The sequence below is a fragment of the Micromonospora sp. NBS 11-29 genome, assembly GCF_002140155.1.
Lineage (GTDB): Bacteria > Actinomycetota > Actinomycetes > Mycobacteriales > Micromonosporaceae > Micromonospora.
Genome location: NZ_NAPR01000025.1, coordinates 1 through 16,577 on the forward strand (window position 1 = coordinate 1; position 16,577 = coordinate 16,577).

Annotated in this window: 14 protein-coding genes, 2 tRNA genes and 5 pseudogenes; 8 read left to right on the top strand and 13 right to left on the bottom strand. The window is 71.2% G+C overall.

The annotated features are described in order from the left end of the window. Together B1205_RS30440 and B1205_RS25485 are read left to right on the top strand one after the other, a co-directional pair. Positions 1 to 294, top strand: a pseudogene (locus tag B1205_RS30440) (ricin-type beta-trefoil lectin domain protein); the annotation flags it as partial. Between the two features lie 175 nt (positions 295 to 469). Beyond that, a complete protein-coding gene (locus B1205_RS25485; protein ID WP_089157924.1) occupies positions 470 to 1,480 on the top strand; it encodes a sugar phosphate isomerase/epimerase family protein in 1,011 nt (336 codons plus the stop codon). Between the two features lie 102 nt (positions 1,481 to 1,582). Here the strand turns inward: B1205_RS25485 and B1205_RS25490 are convergent, their stop codons facing one another. After that, positions 1,583 to 2,767, bottom strand: a complete 1,185-nt coding sequence (locus B1205_RS25490; protein ID WP_089157925.1) for an ROK family transcriptional regulator — start codon at positions 2,765 to 2,767, stop codon at positions 1,583 to 1,585. Positions 2,768 to 2,893: 126 nt separating this feature from the next. Further along, positions 2,894 to 3,271 carry a hypothetical protein gene (locus B1205_RS25495; protein ID WP_089157926.1) on the bottom strand — a complete coding sequence of 126 codons (378 nt, stop codon included), beginning with the start codon at positions 3,269 to 3,271 and terminating at the stop codon, positions 2,894 to 2,896. Positions 3,272 to 3,462: 191 nt separating this feature from the next. Here B1205_RS25495 and B1205_RS25500 point away from each other — a divergent pair. The 4 genes and pseudogenes from B1205_RS25500 (at position 3,463) to B1205_RS25515 (ending at position 7,151) form a co-directional block, all read left to right on the top strand. Then, a tRNA-Asn gene (locus B1205_RS25500) sits at positions 3,463 to 3,535 on the top strand. Positions 3,536 to 3,703: 168 nt separating this feature from the next. After that, positions 3,704 to 5,772: pseudogene (locus tag B1205_RS25505) on the top strand (MMPL family transporter). Then, positions 5,765 to 6,954, top strand: a pseudogene (locus tag B1205_RS25510) (FAD-dependent oxidoreductase). Before B1205_RS25505 ends, B1205_RS25510 begins: the two co-directional pseudogenes overlap by 8 nt. 120 nt (positions 6,955 to 7,074) lie before the next feature. Further along, a tRNA-Ile gene (locus B1205_RS25515) sits at positions 7,075 to 7,151 on the top strand. A gap of 14 nt (positions 7,152 to 7,165) precedes the next feature. Here B1205_RS25515 and B1205_RS25520 read toward each other — a convergent pair. The 11 genes and pseudogenes from B1205_RS25520 to B1205_RS25565 form a co-directional block, all read right to left on the bottom strand. Continuing rightward, entirely contained in the window at positions 7,166 to 8,299 is a 1,134-nt protein-coding gene (locus B1205_RS25520) for a tyrosine-type recombinase/integrase (RefSeq protein ID WP_089157927.1), read from the bottom strand. Beyond that, a complete protein-coding gene (locus tag B1205_RS25525; RefSeq protein ID WP_084588817.1) occupies positions 8,296 to 8,484 on the bottom strand; it encodes a helix-turn-helix transcriptional regulator in 189 nt (62 codons plus the stop codon). The genes B1205_RS25520 and B1205_RS25525 overlap by 4 nt, the downstream gene beginning before the upstream one ends. Then, a pseudogene (locus B1205_RS25530) lies at positions 8,481 to 9,673 on the bottom strand (replication initiator). The gene B1205_RS25525 and the pseudogene B1205_RS25530 overlap by 4 nt, the downstream one beginning before the upstream one ends. Positions 9,674 to 9,822: 149 nt before the next feature. Next, positions 9,823 to 10,092, bottom strand: a pseudogene (locus tag B1205_RS33175) (replication initiator); the annotation flags it as partial. Then, positions 10,089 to 10,733 (bottom strand): GGDEF domain-containing protein, encoded by a 645-nt coding sequence (locus B1205_RS25535; protein ID WP_089157928.1) that lies wholly within the window; start codon positions 10,731 to 10,733, stop codon positions 10,089 to 10,091. The gene B1205_RS25535 and the pseudogene B1205_RS33175, both read right to left, overlap by 4 nt. Next, a complete protein-coding gene (locus tag B1205_RS25540; protein WP_089157929.1) occupies positions 10,730 to 11,380 on the bottom strand; it encodes a DUF2637 domain-containing protein in 651 nt (216 codons plus the stop codon). The genes B1205_RS25535 and B1205_RS25540 overlap by 4 nt, the downstream gene beginning before the upstream one ends. Next, positions 11,377 to 12,807 carry an FtsK/SpoIIIE domain-containing protein gene (locus B1205_RS25545; protein WP_089157930.1) on the bottom strand — a complete coding sequence of 477 codons (1,431 nt, stop codon included), beginning with the start codon at positions 12,805 to 12,807 and terminating at the stop codon, positions 11,377 to 11,379. Before B1205_RS25545 ends, B1205_RS25540 begins: the two co-directional genes overlap by 4 nt. Before the next feature lie 3 nt (positions 12,808 to 12,810). Then, entirely contained in the window at positions 12,811 to 13,116 is a 306-nt protein-coding gene (locus B1205_RS29350) for a hypothetical protein (RefSeq protein WP_140158146.1), read from the bottom strand. A 243-nt stretch (positions 13,117 to 13,359) separates the two neighbouring features. Then, positions 13,360 to 13,557: a hypothetical protein gene (locus B1205_RS25555; protein ID WP_089157932.1), complete on the bottom strand. Its 198-nt coding sequence runs from the start codon at positions 13,555 to 13,557 to the stop codon at positions 13,360 to 13,362. 92 nt (positions 13,558 to 13,649) lie between these two features. Beyond that, positions 13,650 to 14,348, bottom strand: a complete 699-nt coding sequence (locus B1205_RS25560) for an NUDIX domain-containing protein (RefSeq protein ID WP_254910196.1) — start codon at positions 14,346 to 14,348, stop codon at positions 13,650 to 13,652. An 89-nt stretch (positions 14,349 to 14,437) separates the two neighbouring features. After that, positions 14,438 to 14,863: a hypothetical protein gene (locus B1205_RS25565; protein WP_089157933.1), complete on the bottom strand. Its 426-nt coding sequence runs from the start codon at positions 14,861 to 14,863 to the stop codon at positions 14,438 to 14,440. Between the two features lie 197 nt (positions 14,864 to 15,060). Here B1205_RS25565 and B1205_RS25570 point away from each other — a divergent pair, with 197 nt between their 5' ends. Beyond that, on the top strand, positions 15,061 to 15,846 hold the full coding sequence (locus B1205_RS25570; protein ID WP_089157934.1) for a GntR family transcriptional regulator: 786 nt from the start codon (positions 15,061 to 15,063) through the stop codon (positions 15,844 to 15,846). 11 nt (positions 15,847 to 15,857) lie between these two features. Continuing rightward, complete coding sequence (locus B1205_RS25575; protein ID WP_217809882.1) at positions 15,858 to 16,505, top strand: 2'-5' RNA ligase family protein; 648 nt, start codon at positions 15,858 to 15,860, stop codon at positions 16,503 to 16,505. Positions 16,506 to 16,577: the final 72 nt, after the last annotated feature.

A 16,577-nucleotide genomic window follows, 5' to 3' on the forward strand; every position in this document is an offset into this window, starting at 1 on the left:
TCTACACCTGCAACGGCACCACCGCGCAGTCGTGGACGGTGACGCCGAACTCGACCGTGAAGGCGTTGGGCAAGTGTCTGGACGTCAACGGCGCGGCCAGCGCGGACGGTACGAAGATCCAGCTCTGGACCTGCAACGGCAGCGGGGCGCAGAACTGGTCGGCGCAGGCCGACGGGACGCTGCNNNTTGTCGGGCAAGTGCCTGGACGTGTCCGGCAACAACTCCGCCGACGGCACCCCGGTGCACCTGTGGACCTGCACCGGGGCCGCGAACCAGCGCTGGACCCTGCCCTGAGGTAGGCCATAGAGTGGGGGCGGCGACCGCGAGGTGGCCGGTGACCCGTCGGGAGGCGCAACCCGTCGGGTGCAGACGCTCACGCGTCCACCGGTGCCGGCGGGTCGCCGCCGCCCGGTCGCCCTCGCCCCGGTCCGTAACGGAATCCCCCATCACATGACAGGGGAGAAGGACAATGGCGCGACCCATCACGCTCTTCACCGGCCAGTGGGCCGATCTTCCGTTCGACGAGGTCTGCCGGCTCGCCGCCGAGTGGGGGTACGACGGCCTGGAGATCGCCTGCTGGGGCGACCACTTCGAGGTCGACAAGGCGCTCGCCGACGACTCCTACGTCAAGCGCAAGCGGGAGACCCTGGCCAAGCACAACCTCCAGGTCTTCACCATCTCCAACCACCTGGTCGGGCAGGCGGTCTGCGACCACCCGATCGACGAGCGGCACCAGGACATCCTGCCGGCGCGGATCTGGGGCGACGGCGAGCCGGAGGGGGTGCGCCGCCGGGCCGCCGAGGAGATGAAGGACACCGCGCGGGCGGCGGCGAAGCTCGGCGTACGGACCGTGGTCGGCTTCACCGGCTCGTCCATCTGGCACACGCTGGCGATGTTCCCGCCGGTGCCGCCGGCCATGATCGAACGCGGCTACCAGGACTTCGCCGACCGCTGGAACCCGATCCTCGACGTCTTCGACTCCGTCGGGGTGCGCTTCGCGCACGAGGTGCACCCCAGCGAGATCGCCTACGACTACTGGACCACCAAGCGGACGCTGGAGGCGATCGGGCACCGTGAGGCGTTCGGGCTGAACTGGGACCCGTCGCACTTCGTCTGGCAGGAGCTGGACCCGGTGAACTTCATCTTCGACTTCGCCGACCGGATCTACCACGTCGACTGCAAGGACGCGAAGGTCCGCACCGGTGACGGCCGGCGCGGCCGGCTCTCCTCCCACCTGCCCTGGGCCGACCTGCGACGCGGCTGGGACTTCGTCTCCACCGGCCACGGCGACGTGCCGTGGGAGGACTGCTTCCGGGCGTTGAACGCGATCGGCTACGACGGCCCGATCTCGATCGAGTGGGAGGACGCCGGCATGGACCGCCTGGTCGGCGCCCCGGAGGCGCTCCAGTTCGTCCGCCGCCTAGCCTTCGACGCCCCGACCGCGTCCTTCGACGCCGCCTTCAGCACCGCCCGCGACTGACCCCACCCCCGCTCCCGCGATCTTGCAGTTGCGGCCCGCCCATAACGGGCCTTCCCGACATCCGAGGGGCCGCAACTGCAAGATCGCCGGGGGTGGGCGGGGTCAGCGGGCGGCGAAGACCTGGTTGCTTACCAGGTGTGCCGCGCCTACCAGGGCGGACCGGTCGTCCAGGTCGGAGAGGACGATCGGCATGCTGCCGGTGGCCAGCGGCGTGGAGCGCCGGTAGACCACGGCCCGGATCTCGGCGAGCAGCACCGGCCCGAGGCCCGGCGCCGCGCCACCGATGATGACGATGGCCGGGTTGACGAAGCTGACCAGCTCGACCAGCACCTGCCCGAGCCGGCGGGCGGCATCGCGGACCAGCGTCTGCGCCGCCGGGTCGCCCTCGGCCGCCGCCGCGGCCACGTCGGCCACGGTCAGCTCGCCGGCCGCCGCGAGGCGGTCCGCCAGCACCGTCGAGCGCCCGGCGCGGGCGGCCGTCACCGCCTCCCGCACCAGGGCGGCATGCCCGCAGTACGCCTCGACGCAACCGGTGTTGCCGCAGCCGCAGAGCGGCCCGTCCTCGGTGAGCTGGAGGTGGCCGATGTCGCCGGCCCCGCTGGCCGCGCCCCGGTAGAGCGAGCCGCCGAGCACCAGGCCGCAGCCGACGGCGTCACCGAGCTTGACGTAGAGGAAGTCGTCGAACGGCCGGCCGGTGCCGGCGTGCCGCTCGCCGAGCGCCATCGCGTTCGCGTCGTTGTCGACCTGCACCGGGCAGCCCAGTTCGGCGGCGAGCGTGTCGCGTACCGGAAAATCGTGCCAGCCGGGCAGGGCCGGCGGGGAGACGGGCGTGCCGTCGCGGACCGCGACCGGCGCGGGCAGCGCCACCCCGACGCCGGTCAGCCGGGCCAGCCCGGCCTCGGCCCGCAGCTTGCCGAGCAGCTCGACCGCCCGGGCGACCACCACCTCGGGGCCGAGCCGGACGTCGGCGGGCTCGTCGTGCCGGGCGAGCAGGTGCAGTTCACCGTCGGTGAGCGCGACCCGCAGCCGGCCGTCGCCGACGAGTACCGCGCCGAAGCGCACCTGTGCGCCGATCCGCAGCAGGGACGAGCGCCGCCCGCCCCGGGACGCGGCCGGTCCCGCGACTTCCACCAGGCCCTGCGCGGTCAGTCGGTCCACCTCGGCGGCGAGGCGGGCCCGGGGCAACCCCAGGACGTCGACCAGTTCGACCCGGGACCGGGGGCCGTCGTCGCGCAGCAGGCGCAGCAGCCGCGCCTGGTCCGCGCTCTCCGGTCCGATCATCGGCATGTGATCACCCTCCCACCGGAGAATCTGCCACACCCGCGTCACAGCGGCGTGACGCGAGGGGAGGGCGGTGTCCGGGCGCACGGAAGCGGGCCGGTCACCCGAAGGCGACCGGCCCGCTGCCCGCTGTCAGAGGTTGCTGCTCGTGCTGGACGGCTTGGTGCCCGTGCCGGTCGCGCCGGTCGAGCCCGTGCCGTTGGCGCTGCTCCGGCCGCCGACGGCCGCCGGCGTGCCGGCGAACGGCTTGTCGGCCTCGGTCAGCCCCGGCTTGCTGCCGTTGCCGCTGGACAGCTTCTCGCCGATCTTGCTCTGCCCCAGCTTGTCCTTGCCCTCGGAGTAGAGCCGCGTCGCCTGGGCCTGCGCGACCCCGGCCGCCTCCTGGACGGTCGGGTGGTCGAGCACCTTACGCCCGCGCACCACCAGCTCCTCGTACTTCTCCCGGCCGGCACGGGCGCCCAGGACGAATCCCGCAGCCAGCCCGCCAAGAAACATGATCTTTCCGCGCATGGCGGCTCCTTCCGTACCTGAACTCTGTTGGCAGCTAACTACCCATCCTGCTCGTCACTCATGCCTCCCTGTGCCGAGTTGACGATTTGTCCCTAATCTGCGTCGCCGGTAACCCACTGGCGCACCACCGGCCGATGTCCTGTACGCTTGTCCCCGTCGCACGGCGCGGAGAGATCCGATCCGTTGCACGGTCCCCTGTAGCTCAATTGGCAGAGCAGCCGGCTGTTAACCGGCAGGTTATTGGTTCGAGTCCAATCGGGGGAGCTTCGCTCCACGCCACGCCCGTCGGCCACGCCGACGGGCGTTTCCCGTTCCGGTCCCGTACTCCCGCCCGGTTTCCGCCCGGACCGACGCTTCGACCGGCAGGATGGTCGCAGTCGACCTAGACTCCCCGCTGCGTCGATGTCCGCGTCGGTTTCGAGGGTGGTGGAGATGGCCGCTGGACGCAGCCGCTGGACCGCGACGCTGATCGCGGTGGCGGTGGTGCTCGGCTGGCTCGTCGTCGGCGGCATCGCCGGCCCCTACGCGGGCCGGCTCGGCGACGTCGCCACCAACGACAACGCCTCCTTCCTCCCCACCGACGCCGAGGCCACCCGCGCGCAGGACGAGGCCGGCCGCTTCGTCGACCGGGAGACCACCCCGGCCCTGGTCGTCTACGAGCGGGCCGCCGGCATCACCCCGGCCGACCAGCAACGGATCCGGGCCGACGTCGCCCGGTTCGCCCGGGTGCCGGGCGTGGTCGGCCCGCTGCCGCCACCGGTGGTCAGCCAGGACCGGCAGGCCGCCCAGGTGATCGTCCCGATCGACAGCGCCGAGGGCGAGGAGATCCGCCGCGTCGTCGACGAACTGCGCGCCATCGCCGGCCCGGACCGGGACGGGCTCACCGTCGACGTGGCCGGCCCGGCCGGACTGCTCGGCGACCTGATCGAGGTGTTCAGCGCGATCGACGGCCCGCTGCTGCTGGTCACCCTGATCGTGGTGCTGATCATCCTGCTGGTCGTCTACCGCAGCCCGGTGCTCTGGATCCTTCCGCTGCTGGCCGCCGGGATGTCGTACGCACTGGCCGCCGTCTTCGTCTACCTGCTCGCCAAGCACGACGTGGTCAAACTCAACGGGCAGGCGCAGGGCATCCTCACCGTGCTCGTCTTCGGCGCCGGCACCGACTACGCGCTGCTGCTCATCGCCCGCTACCGGGAGGAGTTGCACCGGCACGAGCGCCCCGGCGACGCGATGAAGGCCGCCTGGAAGGGCGCCGCCCCGGCCATCGTCGCCTCCGGGGCCACGGTCATCGTCAGCCTGCTCTGCCTGCTGCTGTCCAGCCTCAACTCCAACCGCGCGCTCGGCCCGGTGAGCGCCGTCGGCATCGCCGCGACGCTGCTGGTGATGCTCACCTTCCTGCCCGCCCTGCTGGTCCTCGGTGGCCGGTGGGCGTTCTGGCCCCGGCGGCCCCGGCACGACGACGCCGACCCCCGCACCGAACACGGCCTGTGGGGGCGGATCGCCGGCTTCGTGGCGCGCCGCGCGCGTACCGTCTGGATCGTCACCGCCGTGGTCCTGGCCGCCCTCGCGATCGGGGTGACCCAGCTCGGCGCCACCACCCTCGGCCAGTCCCAACTGTTCACCCAGCGCACCGACTCGGTGGCCGGTCAGGAGGTCATCGACCGGCACTTCCCGGCCGGCACCGGCAGCCCGGCCACCATCTTCACCGACCAGGCCGCCGCGCAGCGGGTCGCCCAGGTGGCGCAGGGCGTCAAGGGNACGCGCCGCCGAAGGTGGTCGACGGCCGGGTGCAGCTCAACGTCACGCTCGCCGACCCGCCCGACAGCAATGGCGCCGAACAGGCCATCCGCGACCTGCGCGTGGCGGTGCACGCGGTGCCCGACGCCGACGCGGTGGTCGGCGGCTTCACCGCCATCAACGTGGACACCGCCGACGCCTCCGTCCGCGACCGCAACGTGATCATCCCGGTGGTGCTGCTGGTCATCGCGGTCATCCTGGCGCTGCTGCTGCGCGCCCTGGTCGCCCCGGTGCTGCTGATCGCCACCGTGGTGCTGTCGTTCCTGGCCACGCTCGGCCTCTGCGCGCTGCTCTTCACGTACGTCTTCGACTTCCCCGGCGTCGACCAGTCGTTCCCGCTGTTCGCGTTCGTGTTCCTGGTCGCGCTCGGCATCGACTACAACATCTTCCTGATGAGCCGGGTCCGCGAGGAGTCGGTGCGCCGCGGCACCCGGGCCGGCGTGCTGGCCGGCCTGGCGGTCACCGGCGGCGTCATCACCTCCGCCGGCATCGTGCTCGCCGCCACGTTCTCCGCGCTCGCCGTGCTGCCGCTGGTGGTGCTGGTGGAACTGGGCGTCGCGGTCGCCGTCGGGGTGCTGCTCGACACCATCGTGGTCCGCTCGCTGCTGGTGCCCGCGCTCGCGTACGACATCGGTTCGAAGGTGTGGTGGCCCGGCCGGCTGGCCCGGTCCCACCGGGAGGAAACGGGGGTGGACCATGACTGACACCGACGTGGTCGTCGTCGGCGGCGGCCTGGCCGGTCTCGCCGCGGCGCGCCGGCTGCACCGCGCCGGCGTGTCCTGGCGGCTGCTGGAAGCCGGCGACCGGCTCGGCGGACGGGTCGCCACCGACGAGGTCGACGGGTTCAAACTGGACCGGGGCTTCCAGGTGCTCAACACCGCGTACCCCCGGCTCGGCACGCTGCTCGACCTCGACACCCTCGACCTGGGCTGGTTCACCTCCGGGGTGCTGGTGCGCCGCGGCGACCGGCTGGAACGGCTGGTCAACCCGCTGCGCGAGCCGGCCGGNGGCTGCGCCTCGCCGCACTCGCCACCGGCTGCGCCACCCTGCCCGTACCGAGGCTGCTCGCCGCGCCGGAAACCACCACCGAGACGGCGCTGCGCCGGGCCGGGCTCTCCGACGCGATCATCGAGGAACTGCTCCGGCCGTTCCTGAGCGGCGTGCTGCTCGACCGCGAGCTGGCCACCTCCAGCCACGTGCTCGCGGTCATCCTGCGCTCCTTCGCCCGGGGCCGCATCGGAGTGCCCGCCCGGGGCATGGGCGCGCTGCCCCAGGCCGTGGCCGCGCCGCTGCCCGCCGGATCGATCGCCCTGCGGACCCCGGTCACCCGCGTCACGCCGGGCCGGGTCCGCACCGAGGCCGGCGAGATCACCTGCCGCGCCGTCGTGGTCGCCGCGGACCCGCCCGCCGCGGCCACGCTGCTGCCCACGCTCGATCGGGTACGCATGCACGCGTACACGACCTACTACCACCGCACCGAGACCGCGCCGCTGGACGAGCCGATCCTGCTGCTCGACGGCGACCGCCGGGAACTGGTCGCCAACACGGTGGTGCTCAGCCACGCCGCACCCACGTACGCGCCGGCCGGCCAGCATTTGGTGGCCACGTCCGTGGTCGGCCCGCAACCCCCGCCCGAACGCGTGATCCGGGGCGAGCTGGCCCGCCTCTACGGCCGGTCCACCGCCGACTGGACCCACCTCACCACCGTCGAAGTGCCCGACGCGCTACCGGCCGCCCCGCCGCCGCAGAGCCGGCTGCGCAAGCCGGTCGCGCTCGGCGACGGCCTCTTCGTGGCCGGCGACCACCGGGACAGCCCCTCCATCCAGGGCGCACTCGCCAGCGGATGGCGTACCGCCGGCGCGGTGCTGGACGAGCTGCGGGGCTGAGCCGGCGCTCCGCTGCGCGCTGTTATCCTCGCGTTGCCCATCGTGGGCGACTCGGCGGTGCCGTGGTCGGGACGGTGGTGGCCGGGGATCGATCGGCGGGTTACGATCCGGCGCGGTGACGGGGCGGTAGCTCAGCGGGTTAGAGCAGGGGACTCATAATCCCTCGGTCGCGGGTTCGAACCCCGCCCGCCCCACCAGCCGTTCTCCCTGGTCAGACATGCTGCCGACGACCCGAACGTACCGCGTCGAGGTCCGGACCGACGCTCGCAGTCCGCACTGAGTCCGCAGCAGCACGAGCCGCCGCCCGGTCGAGGCGGTCCGCCACCTGGTCGAGGTCGTCCTCAAACAGGTCCGCGTACACATCCAGCGTCATGGCCGCCGAGGCGTGCCCGAGCATCCGCTGCACCGCTTTGACGTTGGCGCCCTCAGCTACCGCGAGGCTGGCTGCCGTGTGCCGCAGCTCGTGCGGCGTCAGGCCGGTGAGCCCGATCGACTCCGCAGCCCGATCGAAGACGCGGCGACGGAAGTTGTTGTTGCGCAGCACCTCGCCGGCCGGGGAGGTGAACACCAGCTCGTCACCGGAGCGGCCGGCGATCTGCGCGGCGATCGGCTCGACCAGGAACCGGGGGAGCGGGACCGACCGCCGCTGATGCGTCTTCGGCGTACCGAACACCGCCCGGCCGTTCACCTCGGTCACCGACTCCGCCACCAACAGCCGGCGCTTCACCAGGTCCACCCGCCGCACGCGCAGCGCGGCCAGCTCGCCCCACCGCAACCCGGTGTAGGCCAGCACCCGAATGATCAGCCCGTGGGGCTCTGCCGCTGCCGCCAGCTCGCCCACCTGGCCGTGCGTCAGGAACACCTTCTCCGCGCGCCCGACGCGGGGGAGTCGCACACCTGACGCGACGTTGCGAGTCAGCCGACCATCCCGCACCGCGAGCGCCAGCAGCAGCGAGAACACCCGGTGAGCTTGCCGAACGGTGGACGGCGCAAGACCTGCCTGCGTCATGCGACGTACCCACTCGCCAACGTCGGCGTGCGTGACTGCCGAAAGCGGGACGCGTTCCCACACCGGGAGCACCTGCCGGCGCAGAAGACTGCCGTACCGCTGACGGGTTGACGGCTTGAGCTGCACCTGATTGGCGAACCACCGGGCGGCCCAGTCGCCAACGGTGACCCGCGAGAGAGCCGGATCGACCCACTCACCGCGGGCGAGTGCCGTCTTCATCGAGGCGTGCCACCGATCAGCGTCGACCTTGCGGTCAAAGTGCCGAGCGTGTTCCTTGCCGGCGGCATCCCGGTACCGGGCACGCCACTTCCCATTCGGCCGCTTGACCACGCTCATCGGTCTGCTGCCTCATCGAGCCAGGCCCGCACATCGGCCGGGTCATAGCGCAGATGACGGCCCACCTTCCGCGCACGCGGCCCGAGACGCCGATACCGCCACTGGTAGAGAGTGCTCACCGGCACGCCCAGGAACGTCGACACGTCCTCAGCCGTCCACAGCGGCTCGATGGTCCGGGTCTTCATGCTGCTCCTCCCTGAGCGGTGGCGGTTGCCGAAACGTCGGGCGGGCCGGCGGCGGCGCGTCTGGCGGCGTCGAGTTGAGCGCGCCATTGGATGCGTTCGGAGATGGCGCGTAAGACCCGGTGGCCGATGGGTGGGACGTCGGGGTCGGTGGGCTTGGCCAGTTCCCAGGCGTGGCGTTGCTCGCCGCCGGGCGGGGCGGTGTCGGCGTCGGTGGTGATGCCGAGGAGGGCTTTGACCCAGTCGCGGCGGTCGGCCCGGTGGTCGGTCAGGGTTTTTCCGGACCATTGGCGGGAGATGAGGACGCGTCGGCCGCCGATGCCGAGGGTGTCGCGTTTGTGGACCTTGTTCTTGCAGTTGCCGGGCTTCAACCCGGGCCGTGCCTTTTTCGGTTGGATGCCGTAGAGCAGCCAGTTCGCGCACCGCTCAGAGCACGGCGTGTGCCGCAGTTCCTGCCAGAGCCGTTCCAGGTGGGCGCGTTGCCGGCCGCTGGTGACGTCGTGGCAGTCGGCGGCTTGTTTGGTGAGGTACTTGGTGATGTAGCCGACGCACCGGTCAGCGTCCTTGGTGCCGGCGAGCACGCCCTTGGCGTCGATCTGGACACCGAAGCGGAGGACGTGGACGGGTTGCGCGTCGGGGTCGGCGTCGACCAGGTCCAGGGCGTCATCCCACGACGGCAGCAACCGGCCGGTGGTGGGGTCGGTGTAGCCGGCGGCGTCGGCGTCCCATCGCGGCGCCCGCCCAGGTTCGTAGACCAGCTCGTCAACGGCCGGCCACCAGACTTGGTGGTAGGTGGCGGCGGCGACCTGCCGGACGAGGGCGCGGGGGATGGTGCCGCGGATGGCGAAGTGCGCGTGTGGGGCGAGGCGGCGTTGCGGCTCGACTGCNCCAGGAGCCGGGGGAAGTGCACCGCGTCCCAGGCCGCGCGGCGGTAGTCGTAGGTGTCCGGGTCGACAGGTGTGCCGTCGGAGTGGACGCGGCCGTAGGAGCCGAGGGTGAGGGTGAGGAACATCGACGGCCGGAACACCGTGCCGGCATGGCCCTCGAAGGTGCGCCCGATGGTCCGGTTGTCCACGGGCAGCCGGGGAAGGTCGGGTGCGTCCTGGCGCCGCTTGGTGGAGCGGACCCGCCGCTTCCCGTCGCCGTCGTCCTGGCCCTCATCGGCGTGGGGTGGGGCGGGTCGGCCGCGCATGCCCTCGGTGGTGATCTCGGCTTCCAGTTCCCCGATGGCGTCATCGAGGTCGGCGACCTGATCCCACTGTGAGGAGCGGGCGGNTCGGTCGCCGGGCGGGGGCCGGGGTCGGGTTCGTCGTCACGGTGCCAGCCCTCGCGGATCTGCTGCTGGCGTAGCCGGCGTGCCCGTTTGGCGCAGGCGGGGCATTTGGCTTCCTGCGTGGCGCCGCACGGCAGGTCAATCACCTCGGTCTGCCCGGAGCCGAGATCGGTGCGGCGCAGGGACACGGGGCGGGTGCAGACGCCGTAGTCGGCGGCGAGGTCTTTGACGACGTCGACGGAGCGGGGCATGAGCATGCGGGCGGCCCGGGAGCCCGGCCTCGGAGTTGCCGCCGGGGTGGCGGGTTCGAGGCCGGGCAGCGTCGGAGTCAGGGTCATCGGCTCACCCCCAGAATCGGGGCGAGTTCCCGGGTGCGGACCAGCGGCCGGGGGTCGGCGGTGGCGTGGTCATCGCGCAGCGGGTCGAAGGCGACGACCCCGGCGTGGGTGGTCTTGGCCCGGTACATGGCAGCGTCGGCGTCGGCGAGAGCGGCGGCGAGGCCGGTGGGGCTGGCGGGGGCGAGGCCGATGCTGGCGGTCACTGACACCGTCACCCCGGAGGGCAGCCGGACGGGGGCGGCGATGGCGGCGGCGAGGTGACGGCACGCCGCGGCCGGGTCGGTGTCCAGGAGTAGCGCGGCGAATTCGTCTCCGCCGAGGCGGGCGGCGACACCGTGAACCGAGAGCAGACGCGCGGCGACAGCGGTGAGGACGACATCGCCTGCGGCGTGGCCGTGGGTGTCGTTGACGGGCTTGAAGCCGTCCAGGTCGACGACCACCACCCACGGCCGCAGCGGCGCGAGCTGTTCCCAGGCCTGGGCGAGGCCGGCGCGGTTGGCGAGGCCGGTGAGCGGGTCGCGCAGGGTGGAGCGGTGCAGCGCGGCCAGCTCGTAGCGCACGGCGTAGAGCCGGTACTGATCCCAGCAGAAGACGACGAGGCCGGCGACGAGGAGTAGGCCGGTGAGGAGGGCGTTGGTCATCGAGTCACCTCTCGGATCAGCGGGACGCCGTTGCGGCGGGTGAACGCGGACGGCGGCACCGGAGCCACCGGAACCGGAGGAGCAGGCGAGACGGGAGCGGGAACGGCCGGGTCGACGTCGACCAGGACGACGGGCTCAGGCACAACCGGCGCGGAAGCCGGCGGAACGGGCGGGGCCGGCGGGACGGTGGGAGCCGGCGGCGGCACCGGCCGGGCCGGGGCGGGCACGGGAGCCGGCGAGGTGGCCGCCGCCGGGGTGGTCAGCACGAGCTTGGACAGGCCCATGAACGCCAGCGCGGGCACGGCCGACAGCAGCCAGCCGGTGAGGCCGGGCTTGGCGACGGCGAGCTGCGCGGCCAGGGACAGGAGCACGGCGGCGACGAGCAGGAACAGCGGGTAGCCGACCGGGCCGCCGGTCCGCTTGCGGCGGCGGATGGTCAGCAACGCGGCGACGGGGACGAGTTCGGAGATGACGGCGTTGGCCCAGCCGAACCAGGCGCCGGTGCCGGGCGGGGAGTTGTCGAGGGTCCATTCCTTGACGTGGGTGAACGACGCCGCCCCGGCGAAGCCGGCAACGACCAGCAGGATCACGACCAGGACCAAGCCCTCCACACGGTCGGTGCGGGTCGCGGTGGGGTGGGGCTTCATGCGGCACCGTCCAGGACTTCGCCGTCGATGACCCGCAGTCGGCCGTAGGTGTGGGCCATGTCGCGGATCTCCGCGTCGGTCAGGTAGGAGAAGCGGACGCGCATCGGGGTGGGGTCGCCGTCGATGACCACGAACGCGACCCCGGGCAGGCTCTGCGGGATGCGGTCACAGAGTGCGCCCCGGTCGCGCATTCCCTCACCGAGCACCAGGTCGACTTGCGCTGCTTCGGCCAGGCGCAGGCCGATGCGGGTGGGGAACAGGTCCCGGAACGGCAGCACCTCCTTACGCGGATCCTGAATCGCGGCCACAACGTGGACGCCGACCGCCCGCCCTTGAGAGAGCAGGATCGACAGGGCGGCCTTGACGCGGTCCTTCAACTGCCGGTCAGTCAGATACGCGGTGAGGTTGGCCAGCTCGTCGATGACGACGACGATCAGCGGCTCATCCGGGGACGGCGTGTGCTGGCGGGTACGGCCGTACAGCTTCCCAGCGCGGTCCTTGGCGACCGTGGCGGCTTCCTCGATCAGCTCGACCATGGCCGGGTAGTCCTTGCGGGCGAAGCGGGCGAACATCGGCGCACCCATCCCCAACTCCATGCCGCCTTTCGGATCCAGGCCCCAGAGCTGCACGAGGCCGGAAGTGACGCCGGCAGCGAGGGAACGGACCAGCGACCAGATGACCGACCCCTTCCCCGCACCCGTCGCGCCCACGACGAGGACCTGCGTGCCGAACAGCCGAAGGTCGTAACCCTCACCGTCCTCACGCCGGCCGACCGGCAGAGCGGTGAACTCCGGCACCGCTGGCACCGGCAACGGACGCACCAGCTTGGCCAGGGGGTCACCGCGGAACAGGTGCAGCAGCACCACATCCGGCCGGACACCAGGCACCGCCTTGACCTGGCGGACGCCGAACGTGTGCGCCAGGCGTTCGGCGACCTTGGCGAAGTCGTCGGGAATCTGCCCGGTGACCATCCGCACCGTCACCACGTCCACCCCGCCCGAGCAGTGCACCTTGCGCAGCACCGGCAGCACCGTGTGCGAATCGAACGAGACGGCCAGCTTCGCCGTGACCATCGCGGCGTGCCAGTTGCGCCGGTACAACCACCGCCGGAAGCGGGACAGGACCGGGTACCAGCCAAAGCGCAGGAAGGATGGCCGATGTCCGTACCACCAGCCGGCAGCAGCCGACCCGATGCCGCCCACGGTCAGGGCGGGACCAGCCCACCCATACTCCGCATAGAGCCACGTCAAGCCGGTAGCCGGGGCGGTCACGTACCAGTACCGGCCGGCAAAGACCGTCATCCGGCCCACCGCCTTGGCGCCCCACCACGACAGCGCCAGCCACAGCGGGATACGAACGAACGGGGTCCGCACGTTCAGCGGAGCGGGATCGATCCGCTCACCACGGATCACGTTGACCAACGGCATCCCTCAGCCCTCCCCGACCGCAGCGGCAAACAGCGATGCCTGCCCCGGAGCGCCGGCACGACGGCGAACCACCCGGCGGCGCACCGGCAGCCGCGACGGACCGAGAGCGGCCAGGTTCACCGGCCCGAACTCCGGAGCGGGAACGTGACGGGTCATGGTCGGCAGCCACCGGCCCCGACCCAGGACGGCACGCAGGTCGACCCGGTCGGACACATGCGGGGCGATCAAGTCCGGGTCGAGGTGCCGCAGCTTCACCACCGTCCGCGCCAACGCGGCAGCAGCGGCGGCGATCTCGACCAACGCGGCCACGCGGACAGCGTCAGACGGGACAGTGGTATAGACCTCCCTGGCGACCCGGATGCCCGGACCGGCCAGGCGCATCACCGTGCGGCGGTGAGTCGTGCGACGAGGGGCGAGGCGCGGATTCCCGACGATGCGGGCAGCGTCAGCTAGCGTGGGCATCAGCCCAACTCCTTCCAAGGAGAACGGGTCAGGGCGCGGGGCGGGAGTCGACTTGGCGGAAGAGGCCCGCCCCGCGCTGATGAACATGGGTCAGAAGTGGAAGTCGCCGGTGATCGTGTCGACCTGCCGGCCGACGCGGGCGTTACCCGAGCGGACGTTGCGGATGGTGCCGGCCTGCTCGGTGGTGTTATCGGCTGGCGGCTTCGGGGTCTTGCTCGACCGGCCGCCAATGTGACCGGCCTGCACGGCGACGACGTCGTTACCGCTGGCCACGTTGCGCTTTCCCATGTCGTTGCTCCTTGACTGGTTGCCGTCAGCCGTTCTGACGGTCTCCGCGCGAGCGCCAACACCCACAGGCGGTGAACGCTCGACGGGGGCCGTCAGCCCAGAAGGTCAGCGAGCAGACTGCGATGGGCAGGGAACACCTCACCGCCGAAGACCGATGCCAGATGGCCCACCAGAGCCCGATAACTGTCTGCCGGCACCCACTCGGCCCGCGTCGCGTCGTCGGCCCCGGTGAGGCAGGGAAAATCGGCGTGGCGGGTCGTGGTCAGGTGGACGAGGGCGGGAACGGTGACCATCCACGCCTCATCACTCGCGCGCGGGTCCGGCACATACCGGGCCGGAAGCCCTCGCCAGGTCACCCCGTCCTCCGGGTACAGCAGCAGACCAGTTTCCTCGCCCAGCTCCCGCACAGCGGCTGCGGCCGGCGACTCTCCGGGCTCGACGTGCCCGCCGGGCAGCGCCCACCCATAGCCATCCGACCGCTCGACCATGACCAACCAGCGGCGTCCATGCTCATCGGTGGCGGTCACCACCGCATCGGCGCAAACCTGCTCACCCCAATGCCCCAGCTCGTTACGGCCGTACCGGATGCCCGTGGACTCGCACGGGTTCACCGGCCGACCGTCAACCACCGCGAACGGAATTACCGCGACCGCCTGACGAGCCGCCCAGTCGATCCGGGTCGGGTCGGTCTCCCGATCAGCCCATCCCTCCGCGACACCACGCCCCAGGACATCCGGATGCGTGAAAACACGACCACCCGCAGCGGGCAGACCATTCGATACCGTGGACACCAGCTCACTCCTTCCAAGAGGGATCGGGCGAACGCGCGGGGCGGGAATCGACTTGGCGGAAGAGGCCCGCCCCGCGCATCCGAAACTGATCAGGCCGCCTGCTTCGCGGCGGCGGGTTCGGTCATGGCGCCCGCGCGGATCGACCACGCCTGACGCGCCCGGCACTTCCCCGAGCCCTTGCACCGCTGGCTGTCGACGTACGGCGTCAACGTCACGTCCGAGAACAACACCGCCGCCGGATAGCCCGGGATCTTCGACGCCGGCGGAACCGGCTGCACCGGCGCGGCGATCTTCACCTTGACCTCCTTCGACCCGCCGAACTTCCCGGCCTCCGGGTCCAGGTCAAGAACCTTGACCACCCACAGCCGCTCACCCGTGTCCTTATCGCGGGCCTGGTCGTCGCCCTGGCCGCGCTTGTCGAAGTCCGTCACCGGCTCTACCCCGAGGCACAGCGCACCAGCGGGGAAGACGTAGTCGAACGGAACGGGAACCTTGATCGAGTTCGGGACAGCCATCTCGGCACTCCTTCTAGTCGCCGCCGGCCCTCTGCCGGTCCTGGCGGGTCCGAAGACCTATAGAGGACTGTAGGTGTTCCATGGCCAGTCATCAAGACCTCTATAGGACCAATGTTGCCGAGAGGTGGAGAGGGCATCGGCGCTACGGTGGTCAAGAGGGGTAGACCTCCATAGGACCGGCCCAGGATGGGGCAGACATGACCGATGACCTCGGTGCCAAGGCACCCAAGTACTTGCAGATCGCGGCCCAGCTACGCCGGGAAGTCCGCGAGGGCAAGTTCAAGCCGGACAACCGGCTTCCCGCTGAGACAGCTCTCGCAGAGCGCTTCCGGGTCAGCCCGATCACTCTCAGGAACGCCATCGGCGTACTCCGCGCCGAAGGACTGATCGAGTCCCGTCACGGCGTCGGCACGTTCGTGCGTGAGAGCCGGCGGCTGCACCGCCGATCCCGCGACCGCTATGGGCGAGCGCGCAAGGATCAGCGGCTGCTCACCTCGCACCTCCGGCACGAGATCGTCTTTGCCGGCCGCACACCAGTGCCCGCGCACATCGCCGAAGTCATGGACATCGAACCAGGCACTGAAATTGTGGTCCGCCGCCGCAACCTTTACGACCGGGAGACGGGCAAGCCCGAGGAGATCGGGGCCAGCTACATCCCGGCCGAGTTCGCCGCCGGCACCTACCTGGAGGAACCCACAGTGGTCCCGAAGGGCCTGTTCCTCTGCGTGGAAGACCTGAGCGGCAAGCGCTACACGACGGCACGAGATCAGTGGATGGCCCGCCTTCCCACCGCCGATGAAGCGGCAGCTCTCGCGCTGCCTATGGGTGCCCCGGTCATGCACGTCATCCACACGGCCAGAGCCGAAGACGGCAGCATCCTCGAAGTCTCAGAATCCGTATGGCCCGCCGACCGAATCATGGTCATCGACGACTACCAGGTAGAACCAACGGCCACCGAGCCCGAAGCGCCCTCCGAAGTCTGACAGGAGACGTCGTGTCATTCGCAGACCTTGCACCCGGGCAACACGCCAAGCACGTCCGTGACCACTGGTGGTGGCGGCCCGGATGGCGCGTCGGCCGGCGCTTCTACGCCTTCCATGTGACCTTCGAGGACCAACCCGAGCTGTACCGCCTGGCGGACTCGTACCGTTCCGCACTGGCCGCAGCTCCCGCCGCAACGCTCATCCCGGACGAGTGGCTACACCTCACCATGCAGGGCATCGGATTCACCGACGAAACCAGCGACGCGACACTGGGCGCAGTCATCGAGGAAGCGGGCAAGCAGCTCGCGCAACTACCCGCAGTCGCTGTCGAGTTCGGGGAGATCGTTGTGGCTGACGAGGCCATCGTCATGCCCGCGTTGCCCGACGAGCCTGTCCAACGGCTACGAGCCGCTACCCGGACCGCCATCGGGCACGTCATCGGTGAGGACCAGGTCCCCGAGGACCCCAGCCGGTACCGGCCTCATGTAAGCGTCGCCTACCTGACCACCGATGGCCCATCCGAGCCTTACGTTCAGGCGGTGCAGTCCGTGGCTCCTGAGCCCGCCACTGTCTCGATCAGCCATGTTGATTTGATCGAGATGCACCGGGACCGACGCATGTACGAATGGCAAGTCGTCGCTCGGATGCCGCTCGGCTAGCCCTGGCAGCCCTTGGCCGTGCGCGTTGCCGAATTCCGCTCTATCAGATCAAGGCGGCCCGCAAGCGGGCCG